The organism is Paraburkholderia sp. (assembly GCF_049581445.1).
Classification (GTDB): Bacteria; Pseudomonadota; Gammaproteobacteria; order Burkholderiales; family Burkholderiaceae; genus Paraburkholderia.
The window spans coordinates 1-19414 of sequence record NZ_JBAURZ010000087.1; the positions used below are offsets into that span (position 1 = coordinate 1).

Annotated in this window: 17 protein-coding genes; 9 read left to right on the top strand and 8 right to left on the bottom strand. The window is 59.6% G+C overall.

Annotation, left to right across the window (positions count from 1 at the left end):
• Positions 1 to 70 precede the first annotated feature (70 nt).
• Positions 71 to 358, bottom strand: a complete 288-nt coding sequence (locus WCA85_RS07345; protein WP_424062509.1) for a DUF4148 domain-containing protein — start codon at positions 356 to 358, stop codon at positions 71 to 73.
• Positions 359 to 850: 492 nt separating this feature from the next.
• Here WCA85_RS07345 and WCA85_RS07350 point away from each other — a divergent pair, with 492 nt between their 5' ends.
• The 4 genes from WCA85_RS07350 to WCA85_RS07365 all read left to right on the top strand — a co-directional run bounded on the left by WCA85_RS07350 (position 851) and on the right by WCA85_RS07365 (position 6685).
• The gene (locus WCA85_RS07350) at positions 851 to 1975 is read left to right on the top strand and encodes a substrate-binding domain-containing protein (RefSeq protein WP_424062510.1); all 1125 of its coding nucleotides are present in this window, start codon (positions 851 to 853) and stop codon (positions 1973 to 1975) included.
• Between the two features lie 16 nt (positions 1976 to 1991).
• Entirely contained in the window at positions 1992 to 4469 is a 2478-nt protein-coding gene (locus WCA85_RS07355) for an ATP-binding cassette domain-containing protein (protein WP_424062511.1), read from the top strand.
• 8 nt (positions 4470 to 4477) lie between these two features.
• On the top strand, positions 4478 to 5488 hold the full coding sequence (locus WCA85_RS07360) for an ABC transporter permease (protein ID WP_424062512.1): 1011 nt from the start codon (positions 4478 to 4480) through the stop codon (positions 5486 to 5488).
• Between the two features lie 126 nt (positions 5489 to 5614).
• Positions 5615 to 6685 (top strand): porin, encoded by a 1071-nt coding sequence (locus WCA85_RS07365; protein WP_424062513.1) that lies wholly within the window; start codon positions 5615 to 5617, stop codon positions 6683 to 6685.
• A 69-nt stretch (positions 6686 to 6754) separates the two neighbouring features.
• Here the strand turns inward: WCA85_RS07365 and WCA85_RS07370 are convergent, their stop codons facing one another.
• Positions 6755 to 7120 (bottom strand): hypothetical protein, encoded by a 366-nt coding sequence (locus tag WCA85_RS07370; RefSeq protein ID WP_424062514.1) that lies wholly within the window; start codon positions 7118 to 7120, stop codon positions 6755 to 6757.
• A gap of 418 nt (positions 7121 to 7538) precedes the next feature.
• Here WCA85_RS07370 and WCA85_RS07375 point away from each other — a divergent pair, with 418 nt between their 5' ends.
• Positions 7539 to 8150 carry a TetR/AcrR family transcriptional regulator gene (locus WCA85_RS07375; RefSeq protein WP_424062567.1) on the top strand — a complete coding sequence of 204 codons (612 nt, stop codon included), beginning with the start codon at positions 7539 to 7541 and terminating at the stop codon, positions 8148 to 8150.
• A gap of 180 nt (positions 8151 to 8330) precedes the next feature.
• On the opposite strand, the gene WCA85_RS07380 is transcribed toward WCA85_RS07375, so the two are convergent.
• Genes WCA85_RS07380 through gtdA form a run of 4 tightly spaced genes read right to left on the bottom strand, consistent with a single transcriptional unit; the run spans position 8331 to position 12013 of the window.
• Positions 8331 to 9539 carry a 3-hydroxybenzoate 6-monooxygenase gene (locus WCA85_RS07380; protein WP_424062515.1) on the bottom strand — a complete coding sequence of 403 codons (1209 nt, stop codon included), beginning with the start codon at positions 9537 to 9539 and terminating at the stop codon, positions 8331 to 8333.
• A gap of 20 nt (positions 9540 to 9559) precedes the next feature.
• Entirely contained in the window at positions 9560 to 10201 is a 642-nt protein-coding gene (gene maiA, locus WCA85_RS07385; protein WP_424062516.1) for a maleylacetoacetate isomerase, read from the bottom strand.
• Positions 10202 to 10238: 37 nt separating this feature from the next.
• Positions 10239 to 10937, bottom strand: coding sequence for a fumarylacetoacetate hydrolase family protein (locus WCA85_RS07390; RefSeq protein WP_424062517.1), 699 nt, complete (start codon positions 10935 to 10937; stop codon positions 10239 to 10241).
• 29 nt (positions 10938 to 10966) lie between these two features.
• Complete coding sequence (gene gtdA, locus WCA85_RS07395) at positions 10967 to 12013, bottom strand: gentisate 1,2-dioxygenase (protein WP_424062518.1); 1047 nt, start codon at positions 12011 to 12013, stop codon at positions 10967 to 10969.
• A gap of 164 nt (positions 12014 to 12177) precedes the next feature.
• Here gtdA and WCA85_RS07400 point away from each other — a divergent pair, with 164 nt between their 5' ends.
• On the top strand, positions 12178 to 13113 hold the full coding sequence (locus WCA85_RS07400) for a LysR substrate-binding domain-containing protein (RefSeq protein ID WP_424062519.1): 936 nt from the start codon (positions 12178 to 12180) through the stop codon (positions 13111 to 13113).
• 22 nt (positions 13114 to 13135) lie between these two features.
• On the opposite strand, the gene WCA85_RS07405 is transcribed toward WCA85_RS07400, so the two are convergent.
• Positions 13136 to 13687 carry a MarR family winged helix-turn-helix transcriptional regulator gene (locus WCA85_RS07405; RefSeq protein WP_424062520.1) on the bottom strand — a complete coding sequence of 184 codons (552 nt, stop codon included), beginning with the start codon at positions 13685 to 13687 and terminating at the stop codon, positions 13136 to 13138.
• A gap of 266 nt (positions 13688 to 13953) precedes the next feature.
• Between WCA85_RS07405 and WCA85_RS07410 the strand changes: the two genes are divergently transcribed.
• From WCA85_RS07410 to WCA85_RS07420, 3 genes are read left to right on the top strand one after another with little or no spacing between them, the layout of a single operon-like run.
• Positions 13954 to 16911, top strand: a complete 2958-nt coding sequence (locus tag WCA85_RS07410) for a molybdopterin-dependent oxidoreductase (protein WP_424062521.1) — start codon at positions 13954 to 13956, stop codon at positions 16909 to 16911.
• The gene (locus WCA85_RS07415; protein ID WP_424062522.1) at positions 16908 to 17750 is read left to right on the top strand and encodes a 4Fe-4S dicluster domain-containing protein; all 843 of its coding nucleotides are present in this window, start codon (positions 16908 to 16910) and stop codon (positions 17748 to 17750) included. The genes WCA85_RS07410 and WCA85_RS07415 overlap by 4 nt, the downstream gene beginning before the upstream one ends.
• 39 nt (positions 17751 to 17789) lie before the next feature.
• The gene (locus WCA85_RS07420; protein ID WP_424062523.1) at positions 17790 to 18191 is read left to right on the top strand and encodes an SDR family NAD(P)-dependent oxidoreductase; all 402 of its coding nucleotides are present in this window, start codon (positions 17790 to 17792) and stop codon (positions 18189 to 18191) included.
• An 80-nt stretch (positions 18192 to 18271) separates the two neighbouring features.
• Here WCA85_RS07420 and WCA85_RS07425 read toward each other — a convergent pair whose 3' ends face one another.
• Positions 18272 to 19264: an ABC transporter substrate-binding protein gene (locus WCA85_RS07425; RefSeq protein ID WP_424062524.1), complete on the bottom strand. Its 993-nt coding sequence runs from the start codon at positions 19262 to 19264 to the stop codon at positions 18272 to 18274.
• Between the last annotated feature and the right edge of the window lie 150 nt (positions 19265 to 19414).

Below are 19414 nucleotides of genomic sequence, written 5' to 3' on the forward strand. Positions count from 1 at the left end.
GCCTTTACAGGCAGGAAAGACTCAGCCGCTAGTTGCGCCATTTTCGGGAATGGCGCTGTCACTCTCAATGCTATAGGCCGCTCGCTGCTGCGCCCGACCGGGACGCGCCTTCGGCAGCACCGCCGTATCCGGTGACCGCCGCCTGGGCTGTCGCGGTCTGTGCCGCGACCTTTGCTTCAGCGGCCTGGATGTTCTCGGGGTAGTGAATCCAGTCGCGCGGATCGTAGCCAGCCTTCTCGAGCTGCGCCAGTTCGGCATGCACCTGCGCACGACTGACCGGCTGACTGGACTGCGCAAACGACGCAACGGGTGCTGCAACAAGTGCAGCGACAAGGACCATCCTGGTGGACAACTTCATACCGACGTACCTCAACGATTGTTGTTAGTGGCGCTACGAACAAATTCTTTGCCACGGTCGGAAGCAGTCTAAATGGTAGAAGTCCTTAGGGTAAGTACCAGTCTCGCCAACTCTACGTTGCACCAGGATCAACAATCGGCCAATCGGACTTTGGCAGCGATCCGTTTGCGACTCGCTTGCGATCACCGTCGCTCAAACCGAATCTCACCCGCCCTCGCCCTACCGGCTCGAAATCGTATGGCTTCCGGTCGCTAGGGAGATTCCCCAGGATTCTTGACTTTGGTCGTCCCGAAACACATTATTCGATATCAATCGATCTAACGTAGCACGATTTTATATCAACTCAATGTTCAGAATGATCTGGCCTGCCCACGCCTTGGCGAGTGAGACGGGTCCGAATAAATTGACCAGGGCTACACAAACAAGAAGGAGTACGTACGAGTACTTCAACCCACGCTGAAACCAGATTCATCATTCAATACGAGGATTGTCATGTTCGATAAGTTCCCTGTCTGGCAAATTGCAGCCCCCAAAATGCACATCCCGCAAGCTTTGCGCAAGATCGCCTTGCTTGCCCTGGCCGGTCTGATCTGCACTACAGCCAATGCGGCTGACGATTCCCTCACCAATCGTCAGGGCGACATCAGCCCGCTGTGCGGCACGAAGCCGATGATCGTTGGCGTGTCTGACGGATACGGCGGCAACACCTGGCGCAAAACAGGCCTTGCCGAGGTCAAGGATGAGCTGAGCCGCTGCAAGAACGTCAAGCGGATTATCTACAGCAATGCCAACGGTGACCCGCAGAAAGCCAATTCGGACATCAACAGCATGGTGGCGCAAGGGGTCAACGTCCTGATCATGCTGCCGGACTTCGGCGCCGTGCAACTGCCGGCTATGCGGTCGGCCATGAAAGCCGGCGTGGCGGTTGTTCCGTATTCGGCACAGATTTCGGGCGTAGTTGGACGCGACTATGTGGTCAACGTCACCGGGGACACCCGGCAGATTGGCGTGCTTTGGGCTGACTGGCTCGGAACCACCCTGAAAAAAGGCAACGTCGTATTCCTGGGCGGCTCGCCTGGCGCCGCCGGGTCGCAGAATTTCATGGACGGCCTGAAGGGCGGTCTCAAGAAGTACCCGAATCTGAAGCTGTTGAACGATCAGTTCGTTGTGACGAACTGGAATCCGGTGGACGCGCAAAAAGCCACGGCGGGTCTCATTGCGCAGTATCCGCACATCGACGCCATCGTGACGGACTATGGCGTCACGGCGCTCGCAGCCGCCAAGGCATTCGAACAGGCCCATCTTCCGGTACCGGCCATCGTCACGATTGCCAGCGACAACGAACTGAACTGCCATTACCTGTCGGCCAAGAAAGCCGGCACCGCCTTTCCCTACTACACGCTCGACGGCACCACAACCTACGTGCGCTTTGCCGTGCGGCATGGGGTAGCGGCCTATGAAGGCACGCCTGACAACGAGTCGCCGGCAGTCCTGCCCTTTGCCTATGCCGACAGCGCCAAGGGTCTCGACCCCAAGTGCGACCCGACTGCGCCGCCCGATGCCGACCTCTCCTCAGCGCTCCCCCCGGAAAAGCTCAAAGCCGTGTTTGAGCAGTAATTGCCCGAGACAGATCATGAACGACCAGAACACATTGCTTCAGATTGACGGCGTCACCAAGGTCTTCCCCGGTGTGCGGGCACTCGATAACGTGACGTTCTCTGTGCTCGCGGGAGAAGTCCACGGGCTCGTCGGGGAAAACGGTGCGGGCAAGTCCACGCTCATGGCGGCCGCATCCGGCGCGCTCCTTCCCGAAAAGGGGCGCGTCGTGATCGACGGCGTTGAAACCCGCGGCGATACGGACGAGGCGCGGCGACTGGGGTTGGCGATCGTGCGGCAGGAACCGGCTCTCATGCCCGACCTGACCGTTGCGGAGAACCTCTACCTCGGCGTGCCGGCAGCGCAACGCCCTTCTCTGCTGCGGACCGGTGAATGGGCCCACCAGCTCCTTCGTCAATGGAGCGACGACGTGGCGATCGACGCGAGCGAACGCGTTTTGAGTTTGAACCCTGAGCAACGCTTCATTGTCGAGATCGTCAAGGCGCTCGCAGCGAAGCCCAAAGTTCTGGTCCTGGACGAGCCGACTGAACACCTTCTGGCGGAGGACGTCGAGCGTCTCTTTGAACGCATCCGCAAAGTCACCGCGTCAGGCTGTGCGGTCGTCTATATCTCGCACCGTATTCGTGAAGTGCAAAGGATTGCCAATCGTCTTACCGTACTGCGCGACGGGCAAGGGCAAGGGACCTACGACGCGGCCGGCCTCAGTGAGCAGCAGATTGTCGAACTGATCGTCGGCGGCGCACTCGACCGTGAATTTCCCGCCAAGGCGGCCGATGGCCACACCGGCACGGTCCTCGACGTGGCGTCGCTGCGCGGTTCAGGCTTCACCGACGTATCGCTCCAGGTCCGCAAGGGAGAAATCGTCGGCCTCGCCGGCATAGACGGCAATGGACAGCGCGAGTTCATGCGCGCCCTTGCCGGTCTGGCGCGAAGCCGCGGCAGTGTCAAAGTGAACGGGAAAGCGGCGAAACTGCAGAATTCCCAGGCTGCCGCCGCTTCGGGCATTCGCTGCCTCCCTGGCGACCGGCACAGGGAAGGCATCTTCGGTGAACTCTCCGTGCGCGAGAACTTCTCGATCCGTAGCTTGCCGTTCGACTCCATCAAAGGCTGGATCAGTCAGAGAAGCGAGGCCAGGCGCACCAGGCTTGCAGTCACGGGCTTCGCGGTCAAGACGCCCTCTGTCGAGACGCCAATCCGCTCCCTGTCAGGCGGCAATCAGCAAAAGCTGGTCCTGGCGAGTGTATTGGCAAGCCAACCCCAAGTACTCCTTGTCGACGAACCGACGCAAGGCGTGGACATCGGTGCCCGCATGGAAATCTATAAGGTGCTGCGTCAGGCTGCTGCGAGCGGAACCGCTGTCATCGTCGTCTCCTCGGATGCCATGGAAGTGGCCGGTTTATGCGACCGCGTGCTGATTTTCTCTCGCGGACATATCGTCAAGGAACTGCGCGACGCAGCGGTCAGCGAAAGCAACATCACGTCTGCCGTGCTGACCGCGACCACCGAGCGCGAGAGGGGTTCGGCGAGCATTGCGGGTTTCTGGAAATGGGCGGCCGGAGACTGGGCCCCTCTCGTCATGCTCGCATTGGCGGTCTGCGCGCTGGGCCTCTATGCAGCGCACGTCAACGAGACCTATCTGTCCGTGCGCAACCTCAGTGGCATGCTGGCCCTGGTGGCGACACTCGCCATCGTTGCGTATGGGCAGCAGGCGCTGATGCTGGTTGGTGGAATCGACCTTTCCGTTGGTCCTCTGATGGGTTTGATGGTGGTTATACAGTCTTTCTTCCTCAACGACGGATCCCCTCTGGGGCATCAGTTGTCGGGATGGGTCATCGTCTTTCTCGTTGCAATCGCGGTCGGGCTGGTGAACTGGGTGCTGGTCGGCCCCTTCCGCTTGCATCCCATGGTGGCCACACTGGCCACTTACATGGCGTTGCAGGCGGTGTCCCTGCTTTTACGCCCGGTGCCAGGTGGGCTGATCGCCGACTCGATAGTCGACACCATTAGTACCCAGGCAGGCTTCGTACCGATCATAGCCGTCGTGGCTGTCGTTCTTGCCGTCGTGCTCGAGTTTGCGCTCTTCAAGACCCGACTTGGTCTCGTTTTTCGCGGTGTCGGCTCACGAAGCGAAGCGGCTCGTATGGCGGGTCTGCGCCCACCTCTCACGCTGCTTACCGCGTATGTGGGCTGCTCGCTCCTCGCCGGCATCGCCGCTGTGCCGATGATGGCCCAGGTCGGCTCCGGCGACCCGAGCGCAGGCATCAACTATACGTTGGCCAGCATCGCAGCCGTCGTCATCGGCGGGGCAAGCCTGTTCGGCGGACGGGGGTCCTTTGTCGGCTCCCTGCTGGGTGCGCTGCTCATCATCCAGGTCAACGTGGTCACCTCGTTTCTGGACATTGGAGATTCGTGGCAGTCCTACTTGTTGGGCGGGATGATCCTGGTATCGGTCGCCCTTTATTCCAAGAGCAGAGAAATGGCGGTGGCGAAATGAGAAAGGTCATGAGCAATCAGACAGACGTGGTTTCAGATATCTCTCGCACACTGTCCGCGAAGGCAAAGGCAATTCGCGTTCCGCCATTGAGCGAATTCTGGTGGATCTGGGTCGGCCTGGTCCTGCTCTTCTCCGTGAGCTCGGTGGTCGCGCCCGGCACTGTGACCCGAGGTTCGATTCTGGCCATGTTGCCGTTCGCGGGCATTCTCGCCATCGTCGCCACGGGACAGACCCTGGTCATCCAGCAGCGGGGGCTCGACATGTCGGCAATCGGCATGGTGTCTCTTGCGGGTGTGGTGATGGCCCGCACCGGATTCGGGCTTGATTCCATCGTGCTTGCGGTAATCGCCACCGTATGTGTCGGTGCGATGATTGGCGTCGTCAATGGAACCCTCGTTTCGAGGTTCGCCATTACACCGCTCGTCGCAACCCTGGCAGTCAACGCGCTTCTCATTGGTGGTGTCCGCTCGTTGACCGGCAACGTTCCGGTCAACGTCCCGACCATCATGCAGACGATCTCGCACGCCCAGTTCATCGGTTTGCCGGCCAATGTGGTGTTCGCTTTCGTCTTTGTAGTCACGGCGTGGTTCATCACCCAGAAGACCGCCATCGGTCGCCGCTTCGTTGCAGTGGGCGTCAACCCGCGTGCGGCAGAAGCGGCTGGCGTGCGGGTTCTGCAGTACCGGATTGGCGCTTACGTCGCATCTGCGGTCTGCTTTTCCGCCGCCGGCATGCTGCTCGCCGGATTTATTGGCAGCGCGTCGCAGACGTCGGGCGACGACTATCTGCTGCCCGCCATCGCGGCTGTCGTTGTCGGCGGCACGCCATTTACTGGCGGAAAAGGCAGCGTCATCGCCAGCGCGGTCGCTGCGCTGTTCATGGCGCAGCTCGGTCAACTTGTGCTGGCACTGGGTGCAGGGCCCGCCGTGCAGCTGCTGGTGCAAGCGTGCGCGATTTTGCTCGCCACCACCGTCCGGTATCTTCCCGCGGCGGTGAGAACGTTGAGCAAACGCGCGTAGTAGCAGGTCGCAGTCGGGGTTGCAGCGTTTTTCCTGCTGAAACCCCATCTGCAAGCTGATTGCAAAGGCCCGGTAGAGGTCGTCAAGCAATTCATGGAGATTATTTTTTACATTAAGGATAACGAAATGAGGAAGATCATTTATTGCGTATCGTTGACGGCGTTATGCGCCTGCAACGCCTATGCTCAAAGCACGGTAACCCTGTACGGACGCGTCGCATCGGGTCTGGATTTCGTCACGAACGTCGCGACGCCCAATGGTCAGTCAAAGGACAATTTCAGGTTCGGCAGCGACCAGTACGGATACAGCTGGTTTGGCCTGCTAGGCAATGAAGACCTCGGGGGAGGCCTGCACGCTGTCTTTAAACTGGAAAGCCTTTTCACTTCCGGAACCGGTCAGACTCCGCCTAACGAGATTTTCACCCGCGACGCCTATGTAGGCCTCTCTTACGATAAATTCGGCAGCGTCTGGTTCGGACAGGCCATGAGCCTGACCGACGAAACCGGTTGGTACATCGACCCGCTATCCGAACAGGTGGGCATAGGCGTGGGTAACTTCGCCTACGGGCGTGCCTGGGGTCCGCGGTCGAACGTCGTCACCTACAATTCGCCCACCTGGGCTGGCTTCTCATTCCGGGCCCAGGACGGCTTTGGCAACGAAGCCGGCAACTTCCGTGGCGGCCGGCAGTTCAGTTTGAGCGCACAGTACACACTCACCAGCTTCGCCGCGTACGGCGTTTACGAAGAAATCCGCGACGCCAACGGCAAGTTTTCAGACCTGTACGCGGCGTCACGCGAATATATGGCCGGCGCCACTTACGTGGTAGGTGGATTCAAGTTCTATACGGGCTACCAGCAACTGGTCTCATCCGGAACGGACACGATCGCCACTTCGTTTAATCCCTACGCGGCCACACGTGCCCAGCAGGAATGGGTGGGCGCCTCGTATCAGGTGACGCCTGCCCTTGCCGTGCAGGCCGGCTGGTATCACGGCAACGTAAATCATGGCGGCGGAGAGGGCAATCTCGGCGCCATCGCCACCACCTACAACCTGTCAAAACGGACATTTCTCTACCTGACACTGGGAGAGATGTTCAACGGCAAAAACTCTGCGTTCCCTGTCGAAACAGCCGACTCCCAACCTTTGCCCGGCCACAATCAGCAAGGCGGGTACTTTGGCATCATGCACATGTTCTAACCGCTGGCGCGCTGACGTACAGAATCGGTACGTCAGCGCTTGCTGCCGGGCGCCGGCGTGCGTTCGTGGCTAGACCAGCGGCGTAACCGTGTTCTCCGCGCCCAGTAGCGCTTTTCCGTACAGCTCCGCACCAATCGCCGGGAGGACAATCGCATGACGCGCAACCGTGTTCGAATCACGCCACCAGCGTTGCATCGGGCTCGCTTCCGCGAAGCTTCCCGCGCCGTGGGAAAATATCAGCGTGTTCAAGGCGTCGGTGATGTCTGTCGCTACGACACCGGTATCCGCCCGGGTCCGCGCCTTCGTGATGTACTCCGGCAAGGCATTACGGCGGGCCAGGTTGTCGATTTCGTCCGCAGCGCGGAATGCGCGCAGATGCGCACTATCGATCTTCAGCGCCGCTTCCGCGACTTGCACCTGAAGTTTCGTTCTCAACCGCGACCTCAAAATTATCGAAGATGTTTCCCATGGTGTTTCCTCTGTTCCTGATGTACGAAACTACTATCCGAAAAGACCTTAAATTAGAACTCCGTAATTACCACACGGACCTGATCGTGCGCTGAAAATTACCTCTCTCATGCGGCTCGATACATCCGCCGCCTGGTATTCACCATAAGTTTGCGCCTTTTCATCCTCAGGCAGATAACAGGGTCACTCGGGTTATCGCTAGCTTGCTTCGTCATTCTGACAAATCGTCAATCCGATCTGATGCGTGAGCCAAAGGACACCAACCTCATGAACCACCGAACCAGGGTCGCGGAAAGCAAGCGCGCAGCGACTCGCCACAAGCTGCTGGACGCAGCAATGCGGCTGTTTTCAGATCACACCGGGCCGACCTGTCATTGACGACGTCATTCGCGAAGCGAAGGTTTCGCGCGGCACTTTCTATAAATATTTTGATTCCATGGAGGAGGTACTTGCTGCCATCGGTCAGGAACTCAGCGATCAGATGACAACGGACATTCTCCCCGTCTATGACGTTCTACATGAGCCATGGCAGCGCCTGTCAGTGGGATTTCGTCTCTTCATGGTCCGGGCCATGCTGGACCGGAGATGGGCAAGCTTCGTGACACGCGTCGATGCCTGGGAACAGAACACGCTGGTGGCGCGATACATTCAAGCCGATCTGGAGCAAGGTAAGGCACGCGGGCAGTTTTCCTTCGACCGGCTCGACGTTGCGACTGACTTTATTATGGGTGCGTCAGCGTACTGTATCCAGACGATGCGCGACGGCGTCGCGGAGCCGAACCTCTATATGGATGCGCAAGTGGGGATGGCACTGACTTCTGTTGGTTGTGACAGTAAGATTCGCGAGCAAGGGGTTACGTTCTCGCTGTCTCATCTTCAATCGTGGGCAACCGGCGCGGGTTCCAGTGTGTGGATACCCGAGCGAAGCATTTTTGCATCTAGAACCTTTTCATTCTTCGGAGACCACAGTATCTTCTATGATAGAGACGTCCTTTAAATTCGCCTGACCCACCGTTATACAAACAAGGAAAATATAGGTTGACAGCTTTTTCCCAGCAAGCTGAACTGGACGATTTGCGGTCCCGCTAGCCCACCGCTCGATGCCGATCTCTCATCACCACTTCCACCGGAAAAATTGAAGGCGGTGTTTCAGCAGTAACGAGAGTTCAGGCAATCTTTAGACCACGCCCTTCAAACATTCTTCGGCGCGCCAGCCGTGCAGCCATTGCAGCGCGTCGTAAAACTGCTCCTGCGTGCGGCCGGTCCACAGGGAATTGCGCACCTGCCGCTCGACACCCTTCGCGTGATAGATACGGCCCATCTCACGCGCCGAATACAGCACGCGCGCCGTGCGCGGAATACGTGCGGTCTCGTACAGCTTGAATGCGGCTTCGAAATCGCCATCCGTCGCGGCAACGGCGGCGCCAAGCGTGACGGCATCTTCGAGCGCCTGGCAGGCGCCTTGCGCCAGGTATTGCGTCATCGGATGCGCGGCGTCACCGAGCACCGTCGCGCGTCCAACGCTCCAATGCTCGACGGGATCGCGATCCGCCGTGGCCCAGCGCTTCCATGAAGTCGGCCGGTCGAGCATCTGATGCGGCAACGCATGAATGCCCTCGAAGTAGGACAGCACTTCCTGCTTGCTGCCTTCGCGCACACCCCATTCCTCCTTCTCGCGGCTGTGGAACGTGACGACGAGGTTATATTGGCGGCCGCCGCGCAGCGGATAGTGCACGAGGTGACAATGCGGACCGGCCCATACGACAGGCGCATTGATCTGCAAATCCTCCGGCATGTTTTCCACATCGACGACGGCGCGATACACCACATGCCCCGTCACGCGATGCTCGTCGCCGATCAACGCCTTGCGTATCGCCGACTTCACGCCATCGCAGCCAATCACGGCATCCGCATGGTATCGCTCGCCATTCTGATCAATCACGGTGACGCCGTCGGCATGCTGGTCGAACTCGCACACCTGCGTATTGGTGCGGAACTGGATCAACGGATGACCCTTCACGGCTTCGAGAATCGACAGGTGAATGTCGGCACGATGGATCACCGCATACGGGTTGCCAAAGCGCGCACGATATGGCGCACCGACGTCGATCCGCATCACTTCCTTTGCGTCGATCGCATCCATCAGCTTCAGATAGTCCGTGAAGACGGCGCGGCTGCGCGCCGCCTCGCCGACGCCCAACGCGTCAAGCGCGTTAAACGCGTTGGCGGCCAACTGGATTCCCGCGCCGATTTCCTGGATCTCGGGGGCCTGCTCGAGCAGTTGCACGCGAATGCCTTGACGTGCGAGCGTCAGCGCCGTGGCGAGGCCGCCAATACCGCCGCCGATCACGAGCACGCGCCGGTCTTTAATGTTTGTCTCACTCATGACTGTCTCCTCTACCGCAATCAAGCGACGTAATCGGGCTGACGCTGCGGCTGCGCCGCCTCGAATGCCGGGTGTTTCGATGCGTGTTCATAGACGACCAGGCTGCGCGGATACGAACTCAGGTCGCAGTCCATGCGCAGCGCGTTGACGATCTGCGGCACGAGGCATACGTCAGCGAGCGTCACTTGCGCGCCAAAGCACCACGGTCCTGCGTTGCTACGTGCGAGCATGCGCTCGACGCCAGCCATGCCCTCCGCGATCCAGAGCCGGTACCATGCGCTCTTCTGCTGCTGCGTGGCCTTGAATTCCGATTCCAGATATTTCAACATCCGCAGGTTATTCACGGGATGGATGTCGCAAGAGATCAGCGCGGCGAATTCGAGCACACGCGCGCGCAAAAGCGGTTCGAGCGGAATCAGGCGCGGCTCGGGATACTTCTGGTCGAGGTAATCGAGTATTGCGAGCGACTGGCCGAGTTTGAAATCGTCATCGACCAGCGCGGGCACTGTCGCGGACGGATTGATGTTCGCCACATAGTCCGCCGCGCGATGCTCGCCGACGCGAATATTGACGGGCAGCGTCTCATACGCGAGCCCTTTGAGCCCGAGCGCAATGTGTACGCGGTACGACGTCGAGCTATTGAAGAAGCTATAAAGTTGCACGAGTAGACCTCCGAACAATCAGTGCAGTTGGCAAATCTCAGGCCACGCGCACCGTGACTTCCCCAAGACGCTCGACGCCCACCGTCATCGTGTCGCCCTTCTGCACCGCTCCGACGCCTTCGGGCGTGCCCGTGAAAATCACATCACCCGGCTCGAGGCGGAAGAACTTCGACAGATACGCAACCGTCTCCGCGACCGACCAGATCAGATGCGACACATCGCTCTTCTGTCGGGTCTCGCCGTTGACCGTCAGCCACAGGCCGGCGTTCTCGAAGTGACCGACTTCGCTTACCGGGTGAATCGGCCCGATTGGCGCCGATTCGTCAAACGCCTTGCCGATTTCCCACGGACGGCCCATCTCGCGCATCTTCATCTGCAAATCGCGGCGCGTCATGTCGAGCCCCACCGCGTAGCCCCAGACGTGATCGAGCGCCTGTTCAAGTGGGATGTCCGAACCGCTTTTGCCGATCGCCGCGACGAGTTCGGCCTCGTAGTGGTAATTCGACGTTTGCGCCGGATACGCCAGTTCGAGCGTCTCGCCGTAAGCGACTGGCAAGACGGCATCGGCCGGCTTGCAGAAGAAGAACGGCGGCTCGCGATCCGGATCGAAGCCCATTTCGCGCGCATGCGCCGCATAGTTTCGGCCGACGCAATAGACGCGTCGTACTGCGAATTGAGCGTCGCTACCGGCGACGGGAATAGCGACGGGCGCCGCGGGCGGGAAAACAAAAGTCATGATGAGTTCGACTCGACAGAGAGGTTTGTTTAACTGCGCTCTTCACGCAGCAGATTCAACGCGGCGAGCACGGGACGATCCGAATAACTGAACAGCACGCTGTCCGCCACTGCCGCCAAATGCACGGGCGCCCACGACGGCGCGACGAACACGTCGTGCGGCTCGAAGGTGAATTCTTCGTCGCCGATCTTCACCGTGCCGTTGCCTTCGACCACGCAGTACACGGTTGCGTCAGTGCTGCGGTACGTGCGGCCCTTGAAGCCCGCGGGCAGGTATTGCATGAAGGTTGCAATGGTCGGCATCGGCCAGCCACCCGTGGCCGGATTCACATAGCGCAGCTTCACGCCATCCCACTCGTCGAGTTCGCCGTTGCGGTACAGCGCGTCGAGTGCCTCGCGGCTGCGTTCGTACGGATAGCTGAAGATCGGCGACGTGGGGTCGGCTACGCGATGCCGTACCGGCACCATGTTGTGGCCGAAGCGCGCGAAGCTGTCGCCCTCGGGACGCGACACCGGTTGCGTCGCCTCGGGGTAGTTCTCGGCGAAACCGGCGTCCATCTGCGCGACGAGCGGAATATCGAGCCCGTCGAGCCACACCACAGGCTCCCCGCCTTCTTCCGCAGCGGGATTGCCGTGGTCGTGCCAGGTCCAGGACGGCGTGATGATGAAGTCGCCCGGATGCATGGTCGTGCGTTCGCCGTTGACGGCCGTCCACGCCCCCTCGCCTTCGACGATGAAGCGCAGCGCCGACTGCGTATGCCGGTGGCTGGGCGCGATCTCGCCTGGCAAGATCAACTGGAGTCCGGCGTACAGATTTGGCGTCATGCTCGACTTGCCGGGTAGGCCTGGGTTTTCGAGCACCAGCACGCGGCGCACAGCCTCTTCCGCGCTGATCACGGCACCGGCCTGCATCACCAGGTCGCGCACCTGCGCGTACTTCCAGATCGCGGGTTGCGCTTTCGGTTTCGGCGCTTTTGGCACGAGGTTGTGTAGCGATTCCCAAAGCGGGGCCATGCGCTGCTGGGCGATTTGCTCGTAATAAGCCGTGCGCGATCCGCCCGGTTGGTTACTCGACATTCGCGTCTCCTTTGTGTCTGTATCGCGGGTCGCGATGAATCCCGCACGATGATTTATATGCGACAGTGCCATGCCCGGTAAAATGGTGAAATCATCTAATCCATACGGTTTCGGATATACCTGCCGGACAGCGGTTGCGAAAACCGTAACTAGAGGGTTGCGCCATGGACTGGACCTACCGCCTCCGTTTGAGGCATCTGCAGGTGCTGTTGAGCCTTGCGAGCACGGGCAACCTCAGCCAGTCGGCAACGGCGCTCAATACGACGCAGCCGGCGCTGTCGAAATGGCTGAAGGAACTTGAAGAGGACCTCGGCCTGCCCCTTTTCGAGCGGCACGCGCGCGGTCTGCGGCCTACCTCGTACGGTGAGGCTCTGATCGAGCATGCGCGGCGGATCGAGGCGCATCTCGACATCGCGCGTGACGACATGCAGGCGCTGCGCGCGGGCGGCAGCGGGCTCGTCAGTATTGGAACATCAGGCGTTTCGGCGGCGGATACGGTGCCGCTCGCCGTGTCGCGGCTTCTCGAACGCATGCCGCGCGCGCAGGTGCGCATCGTCGAAAGCACGATGAACCAGTTGATGCCGCAGCTAGCGCGAGGCGAACTCGATATCGTCGTGGGCCGCTCGGGTCAGGAGTACGACGATCCGCAACTGCAGACCCAGGCGCTCTATACGGAGCCGATCAATTTCGTCGCACGGCCAGACCATCCGCTTACGGAAGAGAAAAAGCCCGGCTGGGACGATGTGCTGGCCTATTCGTGGATCGTCTGGCCGCAGGGCACGCCCGTGCGCAACGCCCTGGAGACGGCGCTTGCGGCAGCGGGACGCGCGCTACCCGATCACTGCGTCGAATCGAATTCGTCGATTCTCAATCTCACGCTGCTGAACAACACCGATCTGGTGGGCGTTGCTTCGCACCGGTCTGCGTTGCGTTTCGAGCAGTTGAAGGCGTTGCGCATCCTGCCGGTTCAGCTCGAAGGATTCGGCTCAGTGTCGGTCTACTGGCATGCCGAGAACGTCAACCGCGCGGCGGTGGCCATGGCATTGGAAAGTCTGCGCGCTTTCGCGGACCCCCACATGAAGGAATGGCACACCGCTTGAAAGTTCAGGCACGGCCGCCCGTTCAATCCACAACCGTGTCGCTTTGGGACGCCTGGTTCAGGTTTGTTTCGATCTGATGCATCACTTTCCAGAACGTACGCATATCCTTCTGAGTGATCCCCTCGAGTGACGCCGAAATCATTTCGGTCAACTCGGGCAACATTTCATCGACCAGCCGTTTGCCCTCCGGCTGCAGACTGACAAAATACTTTCGTCTGTCGTTTGGGTCCCGGGTACGTTGCACCAGGCCCCGCTTTTCGAGGTTATCCAGCGCTGGTACCGCCGTGGTGGAAGCAATGCCCACCCGCTTGCTGAGCTCCAACTGGTTCAGTTCGCCACGCGCCGCCAGTACGCGCAGGTAGTACCAGTACGCGATAGCGAGGTTTTCCCGGTCGAGAATCTTCTGTGCCTGCGCGTCGAAGAGCCGGTGTACCGTTCGCGCCATCCACGGCACAGTCCTGCCGCGATCATCAAACACGTCAGAAGATTCTTTCGCTGCCGCTGCCGGCTTCGGTGCCGGTCGTGCAGCAACCTTCACAGGTGCTTTGGCCGCAGTGGAGTTTGACTTGGGCATTCGCTCATTCCTCGACTTTAGGGTGGCCAGCGGGCGCGGCGCCGACTGGGCAAAAATATGACGACACCATGCATCCTGCCAGGGAGATTCCCTGGGGGGCCTTGACTTTGTTCATTCCGGATCACATTATTCGATATAAATCGATTTTAGATGGAATCGTCTTTCTGCAAATAATCCGTCTCGAGAAAGATCATACAACAGGTGCCGATGACGTGGAACCGTAAGCACGACGTCGCGGCGCACATTTCAGCGCCGGGAGGACTCCCATGCAAAGACACATCGTCAAACTCATCCTCTGGCTGATGCCAACCGCTCTGCGGATGGCGGCACGCAAGTTTCCGTCCGTGCGCGAACATCTCGCCGCCGGCAACTGGGTCATCCAGCTCCGGTTGCGGGACAACAGTCTTGCGCGGCAGCTTCATTTCAGAAACGGCACCTTGTCGGCCCGTTGGGGCGTGGCGCCCAATCCCGATGCCGAGCTCGTCTTCATGGATGCCGCCACCGCACGCAAGATGCTGGCGCCCACGACTGATCACGCGTTTCTGATCGATGCGCTCAAGAACTTCAAGATCACGCAAGGCGGCAGTGACGAGGCGCTCGTCTGGTTCGGTCAACTGGTGAACACCATGAAGACCGCTTCCTGGCGAACGGGCACGCGGATGAAGGATGGAACGACCCGTTTCGTCACACTCACCAATGGCGGCCCGGTCTTTGTGTTCGTCAAGGACGGCAAGATCATCCGCACCACGCCCATTGATCTTGCGGAAGAAGACGGACCCAGCTGGACCATCACCGCACGGGGGCACCGGTTTTCGCCTGCACGCCGCGCAACCGTCAGCCCGCACGCGCTCTCGCTCAAATCACTCGTCTATTCCGACAAGCGGCTTCTTTACCCTATGAAGCGGGTCGATTTCGATCCGAAGGGCGAACGCAATCCTCAGAACCGAGGCATTTCGGGCTACGAACGTATCAGTTGGGACGAAGCGCTCGACGTTGTCGCGGGCGAAATCCGCCGGATGAAACAGGAGCATGGTCCGGGTGCGATCGCGATGGCCACGGGCGCGCACCATCAATGGGGCAACGTCAACTATTACCTGAGTGCCATGCAGCGCTTCGGCAACCTGGTGGGCTACACCCGTATAGAAATGAGCCCGATTAGCTGGGAAGGCTGGTATTGGGGCGCCATGCACCACTACGGCAATAGTCTGCGTCTCGGCACACCGAGCTTTTACGGCACGACCCAGGACTGCCTGGAACATGCAGAGGTGATTGTGTTCTGGTCGAGCGACCCCGAGTCGACCAACGGCGTTTACGCCGGGTTCGAGGGCACCGAACGCCGCCTGTGGGCCAAGCAGCTTGGCATACAGTTTGTTCACATCGACCCGTATCTGACGCAATCCGCCCAGTTCCTCGGTGGAAAATGGCTACCCATCAAACCCGGCACCGATTCGGCGCTCGCCATCGCGATCATGCATGAATGGATGATCAGCGATACTTACGACAAGGAATACGTTGCATCGAAAACGACCGGCTTCGATGAGTGGCGCGCCTACGTTCTCGGTGAAGAGGACGGCACACCCAAGACGCCGGAATGGCAAGAAGCCGAAACCGGTATCCCCGCGAAAGATGTCCGCAGTCTCGCGACGTTGTGGGCGTCCAGGAAGACCTACCTCGCGGCAGGAGGTCTCGGCGCAGGCTTTGGCGGAGCCTGCCGCACCGAGACGGGAGCCCAATGGACGCGAAGCCTCGTCATGATGATGGCCATGCGGGGATGGGGCAAACCCGGGATCAACTTTGGCAATCTGCAGATCGGTGCGCCTCAGGACCTGAACTTTTACTTCCCCGGCTACGCCGAGGGCGGCATTTCGGGCGACCTGAACTACACGGCGAGCGCGGCCAACAACTATTGCCGCATGCCTCATATCATCACGATCAATCCGGTGAAGCAGTCTATCCCGCGCCAACGGTTTGCCGAGGCGATCACCGAGGGAGCTGCGGATGGCTACTTCTGGGACGGCTTCTCCGCTGAAGGGCAATTTGGCCAATACGCGTATCCCAAGCCGGGCCATTCGCGCGTTCACATGCTTTACCGCTACGGCTCGTCTTCTTTCGGCACCGTACCAGGCTCGAACCGGCTGATCGACGCGTATCGTCACCCTTCCCTCGAGTTTGTCGTCAACCAGTCGATCTGGATGGAGAACGAAGCGCAGTTTGCCGACATCATTCTGCCGGCATGTACCGCGCTCGAACGCGACGATATCTCCGAATGGGCGAACTGCGGCGGCTACATCCAGCATGCGCAGAGCCAGCTCAATCACCGCATGATGATCATGCAGCACAAATGCATTGAGCCGCTCGGTGAATCCAGATCGGACTACCAGATTTTCCTGGATATCCTGACCAAACTTGGCTACGGCGGAATGTACTCGGAAGGCGGCGGGTCGGAATTGAGCTGGTGCGAACGTATCTTCAACTCCACCGATCTGCCCAAACAGACCAGCTGGAAGAAATTCCTGCAGAAGGGCTATCACGTCGTGCCACCTCCCAAAGACGACGATAGGCCGCCAGTGGACATGCGCTGGTTCGCCGAGGGCCGCGCCAAAGACCTGCCCGAGGCTAATCCCCTTCCCGGCGTGTATTCGACCGGGTTCAACCAGGGACTTCCCACCCAATCGGGCAAATTCGAGTTTGTGCCGTCCAGCCTGCGCCGGATCGAACAGATCGATCCGGCGCGACCGGCGGTCAACCGGTATATCAACCGTCAGAGCGGCACGAAGCAGCGGTTTCCGCTACAACTCGTGACCAATCACCCGGTCTACAGCTTCCATACGCAGGCGGATGGGAAGAATAGCCACATCAGCACGATCAATGAGCACCGGATGAACGTGGGAGGCTATCGATACTGGGTTCTGCGGCTAAACCACAAAGACGCCTTAACGCGCGGCCTGCAGGCCGGCGATCTGGTCCGGGTCTACAACGCCCAGGCGTCGGTCATCTGCGCCATTGACGTTTCGCAACTCGTCAAGGATGGCGTGGCACGCGGCAACGAATCCTGCGGCGAACTCGATCTGATCCAGACTTCGGTAGGCATGGTCGATCGCGGCGGTTGTCTCAACCTGTTGACGCCAGGGCGAAAGATGAGCCAGACCGCAGACGGGATTGTTCCCAACAGTTGCTGGGTGGAGGTAGAGAAATGGGACACAACACTGGAGAAGGCAGCATGAGCTGGGCACTCGTCGTCGACGTTTCCCTCTGCATCAATTGCAGAAACTGTGTGATCTCGACCAAAGACGAGTACACCGGCAACACGTTCCCCGGCTATTCTGCTCCGCACCCACCCGAAGGTCTCGAGACGATTCGTGTGGAACGCCATGTTCGCGGAGAAGGCTCGTTGGTGGATGTGACGTATATCCCCAAGATGTGCAATCACTGCGACAACGCACCTTGCGTGAAGGCAGCAGGCGATGGGACGATCTATAAGCGCCCTGACGGCGTCGTGGTCATCGACCCGGAGAAGTCACGCGGCAGACGCGATCTGGTCAAGACATGCCCTTACGGCATGATTGAATGGAACGAACAGGAACAGGTGCCGCAAAACTGGAATTTCGATGCGCACCTGCTCGACGCCGGATGGAAAGAACCGCGCTGCGCGCAGGCCTGCCCAACCAAGGCGCTGCGTGCGCTCAACGTGCCGGATAGTGAGCTGGAAAAACTGGTCGAAACGGAACACCTGACGGTCATAAACCCCGAGTTCGGCACCAGGCCACGCGTCTTCTATCGCAATCTGGACGACGCTCTCAGCCATCTGGTAGCAGGCAACGTCTGCGAGGCCAGCGGCGACGGGCACCTGAAAAACCTGGAGGGTGTTGAGGTGGTGCTGCGCGACTCAGCCGGTGGGGACGAACGCACGACAAAAACTGACCCTTTCGGGGATTTTCGCTTCTCGGGTCTGACTGAGCAGGCCTCGACAATCGAACTCCTGATCCGCAAGGACGGCAAGGAAAAAATCGTCGCATCCACCCAGCGCGTAGGGAGCGTCAACCTCGGCACGCTGTTGTTTTGATGTTTTTCCCATATCCGGACATTCTGAGGAGATCACCACATGGAGTTGAACGACAAGGTCGCGGTTATCACCGGCGGAGACAGCGGAATCGGCTTCGCTTCGGCACGACTGTTTCTTGAAGCCGGTGCAGATGTCGTCATCATGAGCAACAACCGCGAGACGCTCAGCCCCGCTCGCAGTCAGCTTGGCGCCAAAACCATGGCAATTGAGGCAGACGTCACGGATACCAAGGCGCTGCACTCTGCTTTCGCACAGGTGGGCCGTCAGTTTGGCCGTATCGACGTTCTGTTTGCCAGCGCTGGGGTGGTATTCCCCACTCCTTTGGAAAACACCTCAAGTGACCTCTTTGAACGCATACTCAGGATCAACGTCGCCGGCAGCATTTATACGGGGCGCGCCGTAGGGCGCACCCGCAGATCGCGTTTGAGCGCTTGCGTTTGATCGCTTACTGGCGGTTCGGGAATTCAAAGCGGGGCATGGACCGTAGGCTGCATTTTCCGCTTACGATCCACGGCGCCGCTTCAGATTGCAAAGCTTTCGAGCGTTGCGGGATGGAATAGCTCACGCGGTTCAAGCCGCCGACTCGACAGTCCCTCGGCAAAATGACGGGCGAGAAAACGGTCAATGGCATGTTCATTCGCCGCAAAGCCGTATGACCAGAAGTCCGTACCCATCAGTTTGCGAGCGGCACGCAACTGGTCTTCAACGAATGGCAGCGTCACTTTGGTGGCGGCCGTGTCGCTCAAGCGCGTCAATGCGAGGGCTTTCGATTTTTCAAATGCCTTCATCAATGCACCGGGAAGCCACGGATGCTGCTCTGCCAGCGTCTTCCTGACGCCAAGCGTGTGCATGATCGGAAACAGCTTCGTGCGCGCGTACCAGTCTGCCGCGGACCGGTGTGGATCGTCGAACAGATACTTGACCTGCGGATGCCCACGGTCGAAACATGAGGGCGCGCGCGGTCCAATGACGGCATCGATTTCCCCGTCCCCCAGCAAGCTCGAAATCGTCCGGCCTTCGGGAGCACTCTCCAGCCTGACATCCGCCGGCAAGTTCAGCGTGATTTTCTCTACCCGGGTCGGATCTTCGTATCCGCCGCGCACCCAGGTCACATCCGAAGGCTTGACACCGTACTCCTCCTCGAGAAGCAGACGTACCCACACGTTCGCGGTTAGCTGATATTCCGGCACCCCGATGCGCTTGCCCTTCAGATCTTCCGGACTATTGATACCCCTATCCGCCCGTACATAGATCGAGGTGTGTCGAAAGGCTCTCGACGGAAAGACCGGCACCGCGACGTAGGGAGAGGTTCCCGCAGCCGTCTTCACTGAGTAACTGCTAAGCGAGAGTTCGCAAATATCAAAGTCAGCGTGGCGGAAAGCGCGGAAAAAGATTTCCTCGGGATCCTGCAACATGAAGACCGGATCGACTCCCTCGATCTGAACCTCGCCGTCGACCAATGGCCGGATCCGGTCGTAGTTGCCTACGGCGATGGACAACTGAAGCTTGCTCATTGTTCCTCCTGTATCTTCCTTCAATCCGCAATATCGATTTATATCGAATGATCTTCCATGGGATGACCTGTGTCAAGAAGTTCCAGGCATTCTGCGTCGGGACGTATGTGCATGCGCAGCAAACGAACCCGGCCGATTTGCCAGGGGATT

Bases quoted from the DNA above. Each gene is read 5' to 3' on its own strand.
- WCA85_RS07345 (WP_424062509.1), bottom strand. From the start codon at position 358: ATGAAGTTGTCCACCAGGATGGTCCTTGTCGCTGCACTTGTTGCAGCA.
- WCA85_RS07350 (WP_424062510.1), top strand. From the start codon at position 851: ATGTTCGATAAGTTCCCTGTCTGGCAAATTGCAGCCCCCAAAATGCAC.
- WCA85_RS07355 (WP_424062511.1), top strand. From the start codon at position 1,992: ATGAACGACCAGAACACATTGCTTCAGATTGACGGCGTCACCAAGGTC.
- WCA85_RS07360 (WP_424062512.1), top strand. From the start codon at position 4,478: ATGAGCAATCAGACAGACGTGGTTTCAGATATCTCTCGCACACTGTCC.
- WCA85_RS07365 (WP_424062513.1), top strand. From the start codon at position 5,615: ATGAGGAAGATCATTTATTGCGTATCGTTGACGGCGTTATGCGCCTGC.
- WCA85_RS07380 (WP_424062515.1), bottom strand. From the start codon at position 9,539: ATGAGTGAGACAAACATTAAAGACCGGCGCGTGCTCGTGATCGGCGGC.
- WCA85_RS07390 (WP_424062517.1), bottom strand. From the start codon at position 10,937: ATGACTTTTGTTTTCCCGCCCGCGGCGCCCGTCGCTATTCCCGTCGCC.
- gtdA (WP_424062518.1), bottom strand. From the start codon at position 12,013: ATGTCGAGTAACCAACCGGGCGGATCGCGCACGGCTTATTACGAGCAA.
- WCA85_RS07400 (WP_424062519.1), top strand. From the start codon at position 12,178: ATGGACTGGACCTACCGCCTCCGTTTGAGGCATCTGCAGGTGCTGTTG.
- WCA85_RS07405 (WP_424062520.1), bottom strand. From the start codon at position 13,687: ATGCCCAAGTCAAACTCCACTGCGGCCAAAGCACCTGTGAAGGTTGCT.
- WCA85_RS07410 (WP_424062521.1), top strand. From the start codon at position 13,954: ATGCAAAGACACATCGTCAAACTCATCCTCTGGCTGATGCCAACCGCT.
- WCA85_RS07415 (WP_424062522.1), top strand. From the start codon at position 16,908: ATGAGCTGGGCACTCGTCGTCGACGTTTCCCTCTGCATCAATTGCAGA.
- WCA85_RS07420 (WP_424062523.1), top strand. From the start codon at position 17,790: ATGGAGTTGAACGACAAGGTCGCGGTTATCACCGGCGGAGACAGCGGA.
- WCA85_RS07425 (WP_424062524.1), bottom strand. From the start codon at position 19,264: ATGAGCAAGCTTCAGTTGTCCATCGCCGTAGGCAACTACGACCGGATC.